Genomic DNA, 14960 nt, shown 5'->3' with positions numbered 1-14960 from the left:
GCGGTTCCTGTCAGGACAACGCGGCGGGGCGGCCACCTTTCGGTGACCGCCCCGCCGTCGGGCTCGTGCTGCGCCTTGCCTCGTTGTCCCGCGCTCAGGCCTGGTTGAAGAAGCCGTCGTGGTTGTTGCTGCCCGGGTCGCCGGTCAGCAGGGCGACGTCGGCCGGGAGCAGCAGGAACACCCGCTTGGCGAGTCGTTCCATGGTGCCGCGGCGGCCGAACGTCAGGCCGGAGGCGAAGTCGACGACGCGCTTGGCGTCGGACTCGTCCATCGCGGTGAGGTCGATGATGACCGGAATGTCCTTGCGGAAGTACTCGCCTATGGCGCGGGCCTCGTGGTAGCTCTTCGGGTGCACCACGGAAATACGCGACGTGGGCTTGGTCGACTCGGCCACCGCGGCGGCACGGGCCGCGAAGATCTCGGACGCTGCCACGACACTGCCCTCCAACGGCCGGGAACGGGATTCCTCGGGCTCGTCGTCGTACACCCAGCCGGCGTCGACGTCGTCGCCCTCGTCGTACGAACCGGTGTCGTACGCGCTCCTGCCGGTGCGGTACATGTCGTCGTCCTCGTCCCCCGATCCGAGCCCGAGCCAGGAGCCGGCCTTGCGCAGCGCGCCCATGGGCACCTCCCTGTCCGCTCGTCCCGTCCCCGTCCGGGCTATCTCGTTGTCCTCCACTCGACCGCACTGTATGCCAGCCGGGCCCCCGTGGGCCGAGCGACGCGCGCACTTGGTGGACATTTGTCGACTGGTGCTTGCCCGACACGATCCGGGTCCGGATGAGCCCCTCATAGTCCCGCACGAACGGCAGGCGATCCAGGGGGAATTCCCTCGCAGGGCGGAACGAATGTGCGTCCCGCCGGATACGCGCTTAGCGTGGAAGGCGCAAACGGGGGTTCATACCGGTGTGGCTAAGCAGCGGGAGGCCGGACGATGTCGGAACTTGGACCCGTCGACGCGATCGTGCTCGGGTTTCCGGGTCAGCGGCTGACGCCTGCCGTGCTGACCGCGGTCGACGAGGTGGAGGCCCGCGGCGACGTCCGGGTCATCGACATGCTGATCGTGGTCAAGGACTTCCACGGCGAGATCAGCCACCACGAGATCAGCGAGTACGAGGACATGCGCGACATGGCCGCGGAGGTCGCGGCCCGGCGCATGCTGGGGCTCGCCGGGGAGAACGACGTCGAGCAGATCGGGCTGATCATGCCGCCCGACTCGCTCGTCGTCGTCATCTTCGTGGAGAACGTGTGGGCCCGGGAGGTCGCCGTACGGATCCGCGAGGCCGGGGGGCGGCTGCTGTCGTACACGCGGCTGCCGCAGGAGACGGTCGACGCGATGGAGGACCAGATCGAAACGGCGGCGGCATTCGGGGACAGCGCGGCGGGGGACGACTGAGCCGCCGTTCGTCGTTCGTGTGGCCGGGTGTCGGCGGGCTTTGCGGGCCTGGGCGGCACCCGGCTTTCGTGTGTGTTCCTTTTGTCGTTCCTTTTGTCAGGCCGGGCGGGTGCCGGTGAGCTTCGCGAAGACGACGACGTTCGACTGGTAGCCGCCGTTCTGCTTGTCGTAGGAGCCGCCGCAGGTGAGCATCCGCAGTTCGGCGTCGGCGGTGTCCGCGTAGACGCGCGTGCTCGGGAAGGCCTTCTTGTCGAACAGTTCGACGGACTCGACGCGGAACGTGGCGACGATGCCGTCCGCGCGGGTGATCTCGGCGGTGTCGCCGGGCTCCAGGGTGCCGAGGCCGTAGAACGCGGCCGGGCCGGTCTTGGTGTCGACGTGCGCGACGACGATCGCGGTGCCGGGGGAGCCGGGGGCGACGCCGTCCTTGTACCAGCCCGCGAGGCGGCGGTCGTTCGGATCGGGCACGGCGAGTTGGCCGGACGCTTCGAGGCCGAGACCGACGAAGGGGGCGTCGGTGCCCGTCTTCGGGATGACGATGCGGACGGGGGGAGAAGGCGGGAGCGCGGCGGTCTCGGCGGCGGGCAGGGCGGCGGGTTGTTCGGCCTGCGGTTCGGCCTGTGGTGCGCCCGGTTGGGCGGCGTCTCCGGCCATCAGGGGGCGGGGTTGTGCGGCGTCCGGCTCCGCTGCCGGGCGGGCGGCGGAGGCCGGCGGGCGCGGGGGGCCGGGGTGGTCCGCGGTGATCTCCTGGACGACGACGAATCCGCCGGACAGGCAGGCCAGTACGGAGGCGAGGGCGAGCCGGCGGAAGCCGCGGAAGCGGGGGCGGCGGGTCTGCTTCGCGTGCCTGGTCGAGGGCTGGGGCATGGGGGCCTCTCGGCGGGGAGGGGGGGCGGTGAGGTGTTTCGGAGCGGCTTCGGTGGCGGGGTGGGGTCTTGGGCGCGTCGGCCTGTGATGCCTCCACCGCCCGGGAGTCGCCGTCGGAGGCACGGGAGTCCGGGGCGGCGGCGAAAGCGCGGGAGTCCGGGGCGGCATCACGCGAACAGGAACCGGCCCGCGCTCGGAAGCGCGGGCCGGTTGCTGCGGGGTGAGGGACCGTCAGGCGGTCGGGCGGCCGGACACCCGGCGCCGCAGCGCGTAGCCGCCGAAGCCCACACCGGCCGCGAGGAACGCGCCGCCGGCGGCCAGGCCCGCGGCACTGACCTCGCCCTGCGTACCGCCACCACCAGCCGCCACGCCGCCCGAGGGCTTCGCGGTGGTCGAGGTGCTGGGGGCGGTGGAGGCGGTGGTGCTGCCGGTCACCGTGAAGGTGCCGGACGCGGACTTGCCGTTGCCGCAGGTGAGTTTGACGGCGTACGAACCGTTGGCCACGTTCGCGACGGTGCCCTGGCCGGACATCGACGTCGTACCCGCCAGGGTGACGGTCCCGAACGCCTCGGACGTCGCGCTCGCGCTGGTTCCGGCGCACAGCCCGCCGTCGGTGACGGTGATGGCGGTGCCGGGGGCGCCGGAACCGGGGTTCACCTCGGCACCCTGCGCGTGGGCGGGGGCGGCGAAGGCGAGAAGAGCTATCGCGGAAGAAGCGCCAAGGACGTAAGTGCAGGCACGACGCATGACTCGTGATCCTTTCGACCGTCGCGGCGGTTGCGGCCACACGACCGCATCGGACCCCGCGACGCCTGTCCCATCTTCATCGGGCATTTCACGCGTCGCATCTCGAAACACAAGAAAACTCGCTAATCGGACACCCCAGGAGTGTCAGGGAGTTGAGGTAAGGCGTGTGGGTGAAACATTGCGCCGAATGGGATGGGGGGAGGCCACGGAGGGCGGGGCAGGCCGGGGCGGAGCGTGGTCGAGGGCGCGTGGTCGCTTGGGCGCGGGCCGGGTCAGGGGACCAGGAGGTTGGCGAGCCGCAGGGGTGAGCCGGTCCGAGTGGGTTGGCGTGGCTGGGTGCGCGCGGGCGCGGGCGGTTGTGTGGGCTGGGGAGATGCCGGGCGGGGCTGGTGGAGGGGCGCTTGCGGAGCGCTGTTGCCCGGGTGAGTTGCGGCGGCGGGGTGTGGAGTCCGGGTGTGGCGGTGACGGGGGAGCGCGTGGGTACCGGGCCGAGCGTGGCGCGGAGGCCGTGAGTCGCACGGGCGAGCCGGCGGCGAGCGGGGCCCTGTGGTTGCGCGGGCATGCGGACCGAGTGGTTGGGGTGGCCGCGGGTTGACGATCTGCCCGGCGAGGCTGACGGAGCGGGTGGGGAGGGGCGCTGCTCGGGCGAGTTCCGGCGTCGGGGTGGCGAGGGCGGGATGCGTGCGGGCGAACGTTGCGTCGAACGGGCTGGGTGTGGGCGCTGATGTCGGCGGCCGGGAAGCCTGTGACGCGCGGGGTGGGGGTGGGGCACGCCGCGGGTCGGCCGGGTGGCGGGCGGGGAGGGTGGCGATGGGCGCGCCCGTCCTCGGGGGCAACGCGGGGTCTGCGGGGGTGGGCGGACCGGCGATAGTGCCAGTTGGGGATGTTGCGAGGGCGGGCGCGGGCGAATGCGGTCCGGATCGACCGCATCGGCGAGCTTGCGAAGCCAATAGCCGAGTGGGCCGCGGCCCAGACGGCGAGCTTGCGAGGCCGGAAGTCGAGTGGGGATGGACCGCGGCTCAGAGTGGCGAGCTTGCGAAGCCGAAGGCCGAGCCGGGGTGGAGCCAAACGGGCAGGGCGAGCTTGCGAAGCCGAAAGCCGAGCCGGGATGGACCGCGGCTCGCGGCGGCGAGCTTGCGAAGCCGAAAGCCGAGCCGGGATGGACCGCGGCTCGCGGCGGCGAGCTTGCGAAGCCGAAAGCCGAGCCGGGATGGACCGCGGCTCGCGGCGGCGAGCCTGCGAAGCCGAAAGACGAGTCGGCTGGAACCCGGCTCCAGGCGGGGGGTGTGGGTGGCGGAGCCCCCACCTCGCGCGACGAAGGAGCGCAAAAAGGAACCGAGGCCGACCCGGTTCGCGCTTTCCGCGAACACAGATCGGCCTCGGCCTCGGTGCGCCGCCAGGGACTCGAACCCCGGACCCGCTGATTAAGAGTCAGCTGCTCTAACCAACTGAGCTAGCGGCGCTTGCTTGGGCCTTGCGGCCTGCTGCGTGAAAAATAGTACACGGTCGTGAGGGGTGGTCGACACCGCATTACGTGGCGATTGACATCGGGGGTTTGGCGCCGTAGATCTGACGGATAGTCAGATCCAGGTGGCGAGGAGAGTGCCCATGGCTGGGTTGCAGGAGGATTTCGCGGCGCGGGCCGGCGTTGCCGTGGTGGCGGGTGCCAGCGGCGGGATCGGAGCGGCGATCGCCCGGACGTTCGCCGAGCGCGGCAGCGATCTGGTGCTCACCTACCGGGGCAATGCGACGGCGGCCGGCGAGCTGGCCGAGGAGATCCGTACCAAGCACGGGCGCCGTGCCGAGATCCGGCAGCTCGACCTCACCGACGCCGAGCGCGTCGCGGCGGTGCTCGACGAGGCGGCCGCGGAGTTCGGCGGCATCCACACCGTCGTGTACGCCTCCGGCCCGCACGTCCCGATGCTGCACCTGAGCCGCGTCACCCCGGCGCAGTACCGGGAGCAGCTCGACGGCGACGCCGCCGCGTTCTTCAACCTCGTGCACCCGGCGCTCCCGCACCTGCGGGCCGCGAAGGGCAGCCTGGTCGCGGTCACCACCGCGGCGACCAGCCGGTTCCCGGTGCGCGACGGCCTGTCCTCGTGCACCAAGGGCGCGGTCGAAGCGGTGGTCCGCGGCATCGCGGCGGAAGAGGGCCGCTACGGCGTCCGCGCCAACGCCGTCGGCCCCGGCATGCTGACCGACGGCATGGCCGCCCGGCTTATGGCCAACGGCGACCTGGACGACCGGGCGCTGGACGTGGCGCGGGCGAACATCCCCCTGCGGCGGTTCGGCGCGGCCGCGGACATCGCCGAGGCGGTGTGCTTCCTGGCCTCCGACCGGGCCGGGTTCATCACCGGGCAGAAGCTCGACGTGGACGGCGGATACGGCGTCTGAGATGTGAGCGGAGCGAGAGGGCCTCCGGCGGTGTGCGCACCGCCGGAGGCCCTCTTCTTGCCTGCCCGGTCACGCCCGCAGCAGCAGGCTGGAGTCGCCGAACTCGTGCCACAAGTAGCCCTGTTCGAGTGCCGCCTGGTACGCCCGGCCGACGACTTCCGGCCCGGCGACGGCCTCCAGGAGGAGCAGGTGGGAGGCCTCGGGTGCGTGCAGGCCGGTGATCAGGCCGTCGACGGCGTAGGCCGGGCGGTCCGGGCCGAGGACGAGGTCCGTCCAGCCCTCGTGGGCGACGACGGTGCCGTCGGGGAGAGCCGCCGACTCCAGCGCGCGGGTGGCGGTGGTGCCGACGGCTATGACACGGCCGCCGTTGGCGCGGGTCAGCGCGGCCAGGCGCGCGGTCTGCTCGGGGACGCGGTACCGCTCGGGCAGCGGCGCCTCGCCGGACTCCAGTGACGACACCCCGGTGTGCAGGGTCACCGGGGCGATGACGACGCCGGACGCGATCAGGCCGAGCACCACGTCCGTGGTGAACGGGCGGGCGGCGCTGGGCATTTCGGCGCTGCCGGGCTCGTGGGAGAACACCGTCTGGTAGTGCGTGAGGGGCCAGCGGCCGCGGAGGTAGCCGTAGGTGATGGGGCGGCCGTGGCGGTGCAGGTAGGCGGGGACGTCTTCGGGTGCGCCGGCGGGGGTGGTGACGCGGACGGTCCACAGGCGGCTGCCTTCGCGGACGGCCGGGTCGGGGAACGCCTCGTCGACGGTCAGCACCGTGCCGTCGGGCAGGGCGACTTCCTCGCCGGTGCGGCCGTCCGGGACGGGGCCGCCTTCGTTGCCGGGCGGGCGCAGTTCGGCGATCCAGCGTCCGTCGTCGAGGGCGGTGGAGAAGTGCACGAGGACGCCGCGGCCGTCGGTGCGGATGGCGTCCACCGCGGCGGGCAGGGTGGCCGACGTGTTGACGACGAGCAGGTCGCCGGCCCGGAGGTAGGCCCCAAGGTGGTGGAAAGCGGAGTGTTCGACGGCGTCGCGGCCGTCGGCGACGAGCAGCCGCACGCCGTCGCGGGCGACGCCGCGGGCTTCGGGCGGGGCGTCGGCATTGAGGTCGTCGGGAAGGGTGAAGCGGGTCGCGGGGCGGGGCGGCACGACGGGGAGCGCGGCGTGGGCGGACGACGTGAGGCTGTGGGTCTTCATGCGGTCACCTCCGCGGTGGCGGTGGGGGAGGTCTGGGCGGGGGAGGTCTCGGTGCGGGTGGCGAAATCCGACGCCCGGTAGCGTCCGCTGACCGGCCGGCGGTCCAGGAGGGAGAGGACGCCCGGCACGACCGTGCCCGGCTCCGGGCGGTCGGAGATGTCCTCGCCGGGGAAGGCGTCCTGGTGCATGACGGTGCGCATGTCGCCGGGGTCGACGGCGTAGAAGCGCAGGGCCGGGTTCTCCACGGCCAGGACGGCGGTGATGTGGTCGAGGGCGGCCTTGGAGGCGCCGTAGCCGCCCCAGCCTTCGTAGGCCTCGACGGACGCGTCCGAGGTCATGTTCACCACCACGCCGCCGGCCTCGCGGAGGGCGGGCAGCAGCTCGGCGGTGAGCGCGAGCGGGGCGACGGTGTTGGTGCGGAAGACGTCCTCCAGCGCCTCGGCCGGGTAGTCGGCGATCGGCGGGAGGGGGCTGACGCCTAGCGTGCCGGCGTTGTTGACGAGCAGGTCGAGCGGGCCCAATTCGGCTACCACGCCGGCGAGTTCCCGGCGGTGGTCGGGTTCGGCGATGTCGCCCGCGATGGCGATGACGTCGGTGGCGGTCCGCAGGTCGGCGGCGGCGCACTCCAGGTCTTCGGTGCCGCGGGCGTCGAGGACCAGAGTCCAGCCGCGCTCCGCGAGGCCGTGGGCGAGCGACAGGCCGAAGCCGCGCGAAGCGCCGGTGATGACGGCGACGGGCATGAGGATCATCCCTCTTTCTGTGATCAACCGGGCACTCGGTGGTGATGGTTCGTCAAGAAGCGGTGCTGACGCCTATGCTGCAAGTTAAAGCTGACTTCAGGTCAAGCTCTCAGTTTCTTTTCGCCGGGGATTTCGGCGTTCGGAGGGAGGAACCGTGCGGGACACCGATCTGCTGACCGTGTCCGAGGTCGCGCACCGCAGCGGCTTTGCGGCGTCGGCCTTGCGGTTCTACGAGCGGGAAGGGCTGATCGGGGCGCAGCGCACGTCGGGCGGGCAGCGGCGCTACGAGCGGCATGTCCTGCGCCGGCTCGCGTTCATCCGTGCCGCCCGGCACGTCGGGCTGAGCCTCGACGAGATACGGGATGCGCTGGCGACGCTGCCGGAATCCCGCACGCCCAACAAGTCCGACTGGGCGCGGATCTCGCGCTCCTGGCGGACCCGGCTCGACGAGGAGATCGCCGCTTTGACGGCGCTCCGCGACGGCCTCGACTCGTGCATCGGCTGCGGCTGCCTGTCGCTGCAGCGGTGCGCGATCTCCAACCCGGACGACACCGCGGCCCGCTTCGGATCCGGGGCGCTGTACCTGCCGAAGCCGTTGCGGGAGGAGCCGGCGAAGGGGGCGTGACGGCTGGTCCTTGCGGCGGTCTCGGGCGGCGGGGAAGCGTTCTTGTGGGCAATGCCCGAGTTGCTCCGTACTCGCGCGGTGCCCGAGACCGCGAGACCCGACTCGCCCCCTGTGCCGGACTCATCCGCGCGACCTTCCGCGTCGCCGATACCCAGGCGGTCCTCTCGTTCCCCCGGCGCGGCGGCCAACGCCTCGCGTCGTGAACTCCGCGCCTACGCCTGTCCGGTGCCGGCTGCGGCTGGGAGAGCGAGTTCGATCCGGCTTCTGTGGCCTGGTGTCGACACACCCGCCGACGCACCTGCGGCGCAAGCTCCTGGCGCAGGCTGCGCCGGGGCCGGCCGAACTGGCGCCGACCGACACCGAGTGGGCCAAGGCCGACGGCGAAATGGCCTTGGTGGGGGAGGCGTTGGCGCGCGATCTGCGTCTGATGTGAGTGCTGTTCCGAAATTGGCTTTGTACAAAGCTAATTTCGGGAGGGGTGTGCGGGGTCGCGGCGGTGGCGCTTTCGCGGCTCGGGCAGCTCAGGCGCCCCGGCCCAGATCCGCGACCGCGTCGCCGACGAGGCGGCGGGCATAAGCACCGAGGGCGGTCTGCGGCGGGCGGGTGGGGTCGTGCAGTGAACGCTGGTGGATGCCTTCGAGCAGGATCGCGAGGCGGAAGCGGGACAACGCGATGTAGTAGGTGAGGTCGGGGACCTTGCGGCCGGAGCGTTCGCCGTAGCGGGCGGCCATTTCCTCCCAGTCGCTGCCCTGATGCGGCCCGGTCTCGAACCAGATGCGCAGGAACGCCGCGAGATCGAGGAACGGGTCGCCGAGGGTGGCGGTCTCCCAGTCGACGATCGCGGTCACCCGCGGCGCGCCGTCCTCGGCGGGCGCGACGAGGACATTGCCGAAGTGGTAGTCGCCGTGCATCAGCACCGGCGTGAAAGCCCTCGGACGGTTCGCCCGCAGCCAGGCGGCGACGGTGTCGACACCGGGCAGGTCGCCGCCGCCGGGGTAGCCGGCGAGCTGCTTGAGCCAGCGGTCGACCTGGCGCTCGTGGAAGTCGCCGGGACGGCCGAGGTCGCCGAGCCCGACCGCGTACGGGTCGACGCTGTGCAAGGCGGCCAACGCGTCCACCATCGCCAGCCCGATCGCCCGCCGGTCGGCATCCGCCGGCAGCGCGTCGGGCATCGGCGCGACGCCCTCGACCCGCGACATCAGATAGAACGCCGACCCGAGCACCTCGCGGTCGTCACACCAGGCCACCGCCCGCGGATGCGGCACCCCGGTGCCCTCCAGCGCACGCAGAATCCGGTACTCCCGCCGCAGCCCGTCCTCGGCCCGCTCCGCCGCCACCGCCGCAGGCCGCCGCAACACCCAGTCATGCGCCCCCCGACGCACCGCATACATGACATTCGACCGCCCCCCGGACAACGACTCCAGCCCCACGGCCTCGCCGCTCCCCAGCCCCTGCCCGTCCAGCCACCCCCCGAGCCGAACCGGATCGACAAGCGAAGCCACGGCATCCCCAGACGACGTCATGCGCCCGATGATCACGGATAGGCGGGAGGAAAGGAACGGAAAACGGGCGCGAGTTGGCGCGAGAAACGTCCGCCGACGACGAGCAGGAGGAAGGAAAGGAACGGGAAATGGGGATGGGTTGGCGGAGAGACGTCCGCCGACGACGAGTCGGGCGCGGATGGATGGGGACATGGCGACCGGCGGGCCGGAGGAGCGCTGGGGAAGCGATGGGGGAGTGCGCGAGGGCGAAAGCACGCAGCTGGGGAGGGCGGGGGGACGGGCCTGTCGGCGAGGGCGGACGGGGCGAGTCGGCGGCAGGAGCGTCGGGCGAGCCAGTCCGGCGAGAGCCGCGGGGGAGTCGATGCGGGGGAATCGGCTGGAACTCGGCGAGTCGGCGGGAGGTCCGCCACCCGCGCCAGGAGCCCCGCCCACTGCTCCGACGCCGCCCGCCCCCACTCCCCGCACTCCACCCCCCGCACCCCCGCACCCCACCCCCGCACCCCCGCCGCGCGCCGTGTCTCGCGCAGCGCTCCGCGTGTCTCGTTCCCTCCCGCGCTCCGCGCCTCGCGCCCACCCCACGCCTCAGAAAGGGGGACGGAGTCGGACGGGACTGGCAGGCCAAGACGGGCTGCGTTGCCAGGCGTAGAGCCGAAACTTCGGGGCCCTTGGCCCCACGCCGCGTGCCCCACGCCGCGTGCCCCACGCCGCGTGCTCCACCCCCGTGCCCGTGCCCGTGCCCGGGTCCCGCGCCCGCCCCACGCCGCGTGCCCCGCGCCCGGGTGTCGCGTCTCGCATCCGGGTCTCGCGCGCCACGCGCCACGCCCCACGCCCGCGCCCACGGCCCACCCCCCACGGCCGCGCCCACGCCCGCGCCCACGGCCCACCCCCCACGGCCGCGCCCACGGCCCACGCCCGCGCCCACACCCCACGCCCGGGTCCCGCGCCCGTGCCCGTGCCCCGCGCTGCGTACGCCCGCGTCCCGCGTTGTCCGCACTGCCCGCGTCCAGCGCTGTGCCCCGTCCAGTCACGTCGCGCGCCGGGACACGACGGATCCCCGGCGCCCGAAGGCGACCGGGGATCCGTGAACCCGTTCTGGGGAAGTCCTGTCGGACCAAGCCTCAGCGGGTCGGCTTGACCGCCGGGGGCAGGCCCGCCTGGACCGGGGGCGGGCTCGCCGGCGCGCCGCCGGGGGCGCCCGGGGCGGCCGGGGCGGCCGGGGGGATGTACGTGGCCCAGTTCGGCTTCTCCGCGAGGTTCAGTTTCTGCAGCTTGGCAAGCACGGCCGGGTCCTGCGCGTCCATCCAGTCCGCCAGCTCGCGGAACGACACGCAGCGCACGCCCTCCTTGCCGCACACCGTCCGCATCGTCCGCTCCACGGCCTTCATGTAGATGCCGCCGTTCCAGCCCTCGAAGTGGTTCCCGATGACGAACGGCGCCCGGTTCGTCGAATACGCCCGGTTGAACCCCGCCATGTAGCTCTGGAACGCCTGCTCCTGCCACTCCGGGAACTTCGCCGGATCACCCTTCACCGTGCGGGACTGGTTGAACATGATGTTGTAGTCCATCGAGAGCACCTCGAAGGAATGCCCCGGCAGCGGAATCGACTGCAGCGGGAAGTCCCAGATCCCGTTCGCCTTCACCGGCCACACCTGGCGCCCGCCCGGCGAGCTGGAGTCGTACCGGAACCCCAGCTGCGGAGCCGCCTGGAGCAGCGCCTTCTGCCCCTCGAGGCACGGCGCCCGCCCGCCGACCAGTTCCTTCTTGTAGTCGAACGGCAGCGGCGGCAGATCGGTGATCCCCGTCGTCGTCTTCCACGTCTGCACGAACTTCACGGCCTGCTGGGTCTCCGACACCCAGTCCGCCGGCGACCACGACCCGCCGCCCGTCGGGCCGCAGAAGTGCCCGTTGAAGTGCGTGCCGACCTCGTGGCCTTCCTTCCACGCCAGACCCAGCTGCTGAATGGTGTCGTGGACCTCGTTCGCGTCCAGGAACGAGATGTCCGTCTGCCCGACCGCCTTGTTCGGCGCGTGGTACAGCGCGCGCTGGCTGCCGGGCAGCACGTAGATCCCGCTCAGGAACAACGTCATCTTCGCGTTGGACTCCGCGGCGACCTGGCGGAAGTGCGAGAACAGCTTCTGGTTGTCCTCGCCGACGCCGTCCCACGAGAACACCACGAACTGCGGCGGCGTCTGGCCCGGCGCGAGCTTCTCCACCGGCGGCTGGTGCGGCTGCGGTCCGGTGACGGACGTGGACCCGTCGCCGATCAGCGTCACCGCGGCCGGGGCACCCGGCTTCGGCGCGGCCTGGACGTTCGGGTCGCCGGACTTGCCGGCCGGGGACTTCCCGCCGTCGTTGTCCTTGGCCAGGAACACGAAGCCGAGCACGGCCAAGACCGCGACGGCTACGAGCAGGGCTGCACCACGTGCGGAACGCACGACTCACCTCGTCCGGGGGAGAGCGGGGGATCCCGGACGGGCGCCCGGTCGAGACGGGGAAGGCGGCCGAGGATCCGCTGACGTGATGTCACCGTACGGGGCTGTTCCTGCGGTTCCGCAGAAATGGTCCTCCCCGTGCGGGTGTGTCGCGGTATGTTCATCCGTTTAATCGAGTCGCGCCAGGCATGGCGGGTGCGTGAAGCACACCCGTCCGGCCGCGGGAAGCGGCCGGACGGGTGAATGGTGTCCAGGCTCAGGCGGTCGCCGGCTCCCACGGCGCCTGCCACGGCCACGGGGCGGCTTCCTCCAGCTGCGCGGCGACGCGCAGCAGCGTGGCCTCGGCGCCCATGCGGCCGGTCAGTTCGATCGCGAGCGGGAGCCCGTTGCCGTCGAACCCGGCCGGGACGGACGCCGACGGCAGCCCGGTCACGTTGAAGACCGACGTGAACCACGTCATCTTCGCCGCGTTGGCGAGGGTCTCGATCCGAGTCGTGTCCATCCAGCCCAGCTCGGGCACCTCGACACCCAGGGTCGGGGTCAGCCAGATGTCGAACTCGTCGAACCACGGCGCGATCTGACGTCCGATCAACTCCGCGTTGCGGAGCGCCCGGGACAGGTCGGTGCTGGTCTGCGTGAGGACCCGGTCGTTGATCCAGCGGGTGGCCGGCTCCAGGTCGTCGTCGGCGAGGTCGCGGCCCAGCGCGGCGAGCCGGTCCTGGATGCGCGACGCGGTCTCCGCGCCCATCACGGTGCTGAGCACGCCCGCCACCGACGGCATGTCCCACTTCGGCGCGGATTCCTCGACGTGGTGGCCGAGTTCGGCGAGCAGCGCGGCCGTGCGCTCGACGGCCTCGACGGCCTTCGGGTGCGCGGGGACACCCTCGGCGTTGGCGGTCGCGTACCCGATACGCAGTCGGCCGGGCGCCTCGGCGAGCGCGGCGAGGAACGAGCCCGGGTCGGCGGGGGCGAGCGTGGCATCGCCGGGCAGCGGGCCCGCGACGGCGTCGAGCAGCGCCGCGGAGTCCCGCACGGTGCGGGTCACCGCGTGCGCCATCGACACCGGGTAGGCGAAGGCGCCCGCGCGGTTGTCGCTCGGCACCCGGGCGCGCGACGGCTTGAGCCCGAACAGCCCGCAGCACGCCGCGGGGATCCGGATCGAGCCGCCGCCGTCGTTCGCGTGCCCGGCGGGCAGGATGCCGCCCGCGACGGCGGACGCCGAGCCGCCGCTGGAGCCGCCCGCGCTGTGGCCGGTGTTCCACGGGTTCCGGGTCTTGCCGAACAGCAGGGGCTCGGTGCTGGCGTTCTTGCCGAACTCGGGGGTGTTGGTCTTGCCGACGATCACCAGGCCGGCGCGGCGGTAGCGGCCCGCGAGGACGCCGTCCGCGTCGACGACGTTGTCCGCGAACAGCCGGCTGCCGGACGTCGACGCCATGCCGGCCACATCGCAGCCGAGGTCCTTGACGCCGAAGGGGACACCGCGGAGGGGGCCGTCGGGCAGACCGGCCGCGATCTCGGCGTACGCCTCGTCGACACGTGTCGCGACCAGGGCGTTCAGGACGGGGTTGCGCTCCTCGATCCGCGCGACCACCGCGTCCAGCAGCTCGACGGGCGTGACCTCGCCCTCTCGCACCAGCCCGGCCAAACCGACGACGTCGTTCCGGTCCAGCACCTCGCCTGCACCCATGCCGCGCTCCTTGCCTCGATCAAGCATTTTGCCTGGCGCCCATCATGGGACGGGACGTCGGATAACGCCAGGGGGGCGGACGGCCGAGGGGCAGTCCGACCCCCTCGCGATGCCGCAGACCCGTACCGAACACCGTCGCGTCGACAGCAGAGCCGGTTCCCGCGACCCCGAGCGCGGTGCCGCTCCCGACGGTCGTGCGGAGGGTGGGACGAGGCGCATGGGGCTCAAGGGGCGGGGGTGAGGCGCCGGGCGGAGGGAGGGGTGCGCCCGGCACGGGCCCGACTCCGGGCTCCGGGTACGGCGGCGGACGCGGCCAACCACGGTGCGGGACAGGGCAGATGATTACCTGTCAGGCAAGGCCGTCAGGTCCTGGACCCCGATCGCAGCCAGCAGCCGCAGCTTCCCCGCCGCCTCGCTCCCCGGCTTGGTCGTGTACGCGATGATGTGCAGATCGCTGCCCGGCACCGTCAGCACATCGCAGTCCATCGTGATCGACCCCACCGCCGGGTGGTGGATCGTCTTCGTGTCGTTGACGTGGTCCGCGACGACGTGGCTGTCCCACAGCTCCGCGAAGCGCGGGCTGCGCTCGTAGAGATCGTCGATCAGGCTCCGCAGGTCCGGGTCGTCCGGGTAGCGGGCGCTGGACGCGCGGAGGTCGCCGACGCCGTTGACCTCGAAGCGCTCGCGCTGCTCGTCGGTGTGCGAGACGGGACCCGCATCGCCGGTGAAGTGCCGCCAGTAGACGTTGGCGTCGCGTCCCTTGCGCAACGACTGGTCGCCGAACAGCGCCGTCCACAGCGCATTGCACGTCACCAGGTTCCCCGCCGCGTCGTGCACGCTCAGCGGCGTGCCGTCGAGCTGGTCGAGCAGCCGCTGCAGGCTCGGCGAGATGTACCGCGGGATCCGGTCCGGTCCCGGCGGCGTGTGCCCGGCCAGGCGGAACAGGTGCGCGCGCTCCTGCCCGGACAGCCGCAGCGCCCGAGCCAGCGCCTCCAGCACCTGCGGGGACGGGGACGTCGCCCGGCCTTGTTCGAGTCGGATCAGGTAGTCCACGGACACCTGGGCGAGCTGCGCCAGTTCCTCGCGCCGCAGTCCCGCCGCGCGCCGCACCCCGCCGTGCGGCACCCCCACCTCGGCCGGGTCGACGCGGTCGCGCCAACTGCGCAGGGCTTTGCCGAGGTCGCCGTGCTTCGGAGCGGTGGTGGACATGCCTCGATTATCCGGCCCCGCCCACCGCGCAGCCTGGTACTGCCAGTCCCTAGACGAGTCTTTCCGAACACGTTCAGTGGTCGTAGGCGGTCAGTGAGCGGCTGACCGCCTGGCCGGTGTGGAAGTTGTGCCACACCGCGGCGGTCAGTGCGAGGACTCGCTGAGCCACGCGGACA

At 72.5% G+C, this 14960-nt stretch carries 13 protein-coding genes, 1 tRNA gene and 1 pseudogene; 4 read left to right on the top strand and 11 right to left on the bottom strand.

Features of this window, described 5'->3' with window-relative positions; genetic code table 11:
- Positions 1 to 94: 94 nt before the first annotated feature.
- Positions 95 to 622 carry a cell division protein SepF gene (locus ABEA93_RS29290; protein ID WP_345678840.1) on the bottom strand — a complete coding sequence of 176 codons (528 nt, stop codon included), beginning with the start codon at positions 620 to 622 and terminating at the stop codon, positions 95 to 97.
- A gap of 312 nt (positions 623 to 934) precedes the next feature.
- On the opposite strand from ABEA93_RS29290, the gene ABEA93_RS29285 reads away from it, so the two are divergent.
- A complete protein-coding gene (locus tag ABEA93_RS29285; RefSeq protein ID WP_345678839.1) occupies positions 935 to 1396 on the top strand; it encodes a DUF6325 family protein in 462 nt (153 codons plus the stop codon).
- A 96-nt stretch (positions 1397 to 1492) separates the two neighbouring features.
- On the opposite strand, the gene ABEA93_RS29280 is transcribed toward ABEA93_RS29285, so the two are convergent.
- From ABEA93_RS29280 to ABEA93_RS29270, 3 genes are all read right to left on the bottom strand, one after another.
- Complete coding sequence (locus ABEA93_RS29280) at positions 1493 to 2263, bottom strand: class F sortase (RefSeq protein ID WP_345678838.1); 771 nt, start codon at positions 2261 to 2263, stop codon at positions 1493 to 1495.
- A gap of 231 nt (positions 2264 to 2494) precedes the next feature.
- Positions 2495 to 3010 carry a hypothetical protein gene (locus ABEA93_RS29275; protein ID WP_345678837.1) on the bottom strand — a complete coding sequence of 172 codons (516 nt, stop codon included), beginning with the start codon at positions 3008 to 3010 and terminating at the stop codon, positions 2495 to 2497.
- Between the two features lie 1389 nt (positions 3011 to 4399).
- Positions 4400 to 4473 (bottom strand) — tRNA-Lys (locus ABEA93_RS29270).
- A 145-nt stretch (positions 4474 to 4618) separates the two neighbouring features.
- Here ABEA93_RS29270 and ABEA93_RS29265 point away from each other — a divergent pair.
- On the top strand, positions 4619 to 5404 hold the full coding sequence (locus ABEA93_RS29265) for an SDR family NAD(P)-dependent oxidoreductase (RefSeq protein ID WP_345678836.1): 786 nt from the start codon (positions 4619 to 4621) through the stop codon (positions 5402 to 5404).
- 69 nt (positions 5405 to 5473) lie between these two features.
- Here ABEA93_RS29265 and ABEA93_RS29260 read toward each other — a convergent pair whose 3' ends face one another.
- The gene (locus ABEA93_RS29260) at positions 5474 to 6589 is read right to left on the bottom strand and encodes an S-adenosylmethionine:tRNA ribosyltransferase-isomerase (RefSeq protein WP_345678835.1); all 1116 of its coding nucleotides are present in this window, start codon (positions 6587 to 6589) and stop codon (positions 5474 to 5476) included.
- Positions 6586 to 7329 carry an SDR family NAD(P)-dependent oxidoreductase gene (locus ABEA93_RS29255; protein ID WP_345678834.1) on the bottom strand — a complete coding sequence of 248 codons (744 nt, stop codon included), beginning with the start codon at positions 7327 to 7329 and terminating at the stop codon, positions 6586 to 6588. The genes ABEA93_RS29260 and ABEA93_RS29255 overlap by 4 nt, the downstream gene beginning before the upstream one ends.
- Before the next feature lie 154 nt (positions 7330 to 7483).
- On the opposite strand from ABEA93_RS29255, the gene soxR reads away from it, so the two are divergent.
- Both soxR and ABEA93_RS29245 read left to right on the top strand, forming a co-directional pair.
- Positions 7484 to 7954, top strand: a complete 471-nt coding sequence (gene soxR / locus ABEA93_RS29250; RefSeq protein WP_345678833.1) for a redox-sensitive transcriptional activator SoxR — start codon at positions 7484 to 7486, stop codon at positions 7952 to 7954.
- 274 nt (positions 7955 to 8228) lie between these two features.
- On the top strand, positions 8229 to 8387 hold the full coding sequence (locus ABEA93_RS29245; protein ID WP_345678832.1) for a hypothetical protein: 159 nt from the start codon (positions 8229 to 8231) through the stop codon (positions 8385 to 8387).
- 88 nt (positions 8388 to 8475) lie between these two features.
- Here the strand turns inward: ABEA93_RS29245 and ABEA93_RS29240 are convergent, their stop codons facing one another.
- From ABEA93_RS29240 to ABEA93_RS29220, 5 genes and pseudogenes are all read right to left on the bottom strand, one after another.
- On the bottom strand, positions 8476 to 9477 hold the full coding sequence (locus ABEA93_RS29240) for a phosphotransferase family protein (RefSeq protein WP_345678831.1): 1002 nt from the start codon (positions 9475 to 9477) through the stop codon (positions 8476 to 8478).
- 1097 nt (positions 9478 to 10574) lie between these two features.
- Complete coding sequence (locus ABEA93_RS29235) at positions 10575 to 11891, bottom strand: polysaccharide deacetylase family protein (protein WP_345678830.1); 1317 nt, start codon at positions 11889 to 11891, stop codon at positions 10575 to 10577.
- A gap of 253 nt (positions 11892 to 12144) precedes the next feature.
- A complete protein-coding gene (locus ABEA93_RS29230) occupies positions 12145 to 13575 on the bottom strand; it encodes an amidase (protein ID WP_345678829.1) in 1431 nt (476 codons plus the stop codon).
- Positions 13576 to 13917: 342 nt separating this feature from the next.
- Complete coding sequence (locus ABEA93_RS29225; RefSeq protein ID WP_345678828.1) at positions 13918 to 14784, bottom strand: helix-turn-helix transcriptional regulator; 867 nt, start codon at positions 14782 to 14784, stop codon at positions 13918 to 13920.
- Positions 14785 to 14857: 73 nt separating this feature from the next.
- Positions 14858 to 14960, bottom strand: a pseudogene (locus tag ABEA93_RS29220) (IS982 family transposase); the annotation flags it as partial.

This window comes from Yinghuangia aomiensis, assembly GCF_039542225.1.
GTDB classification, from domain to species: domain Bacteria; phylum Actinomycetota; class Actinomycetes; order Streptomycetales; family Streptomycetaceae; genus Yinghuangia; species Yinghuangia aomiensis.
This window is presented reverse-complemented; position numbering and strand designations above follow the sequence as displayed.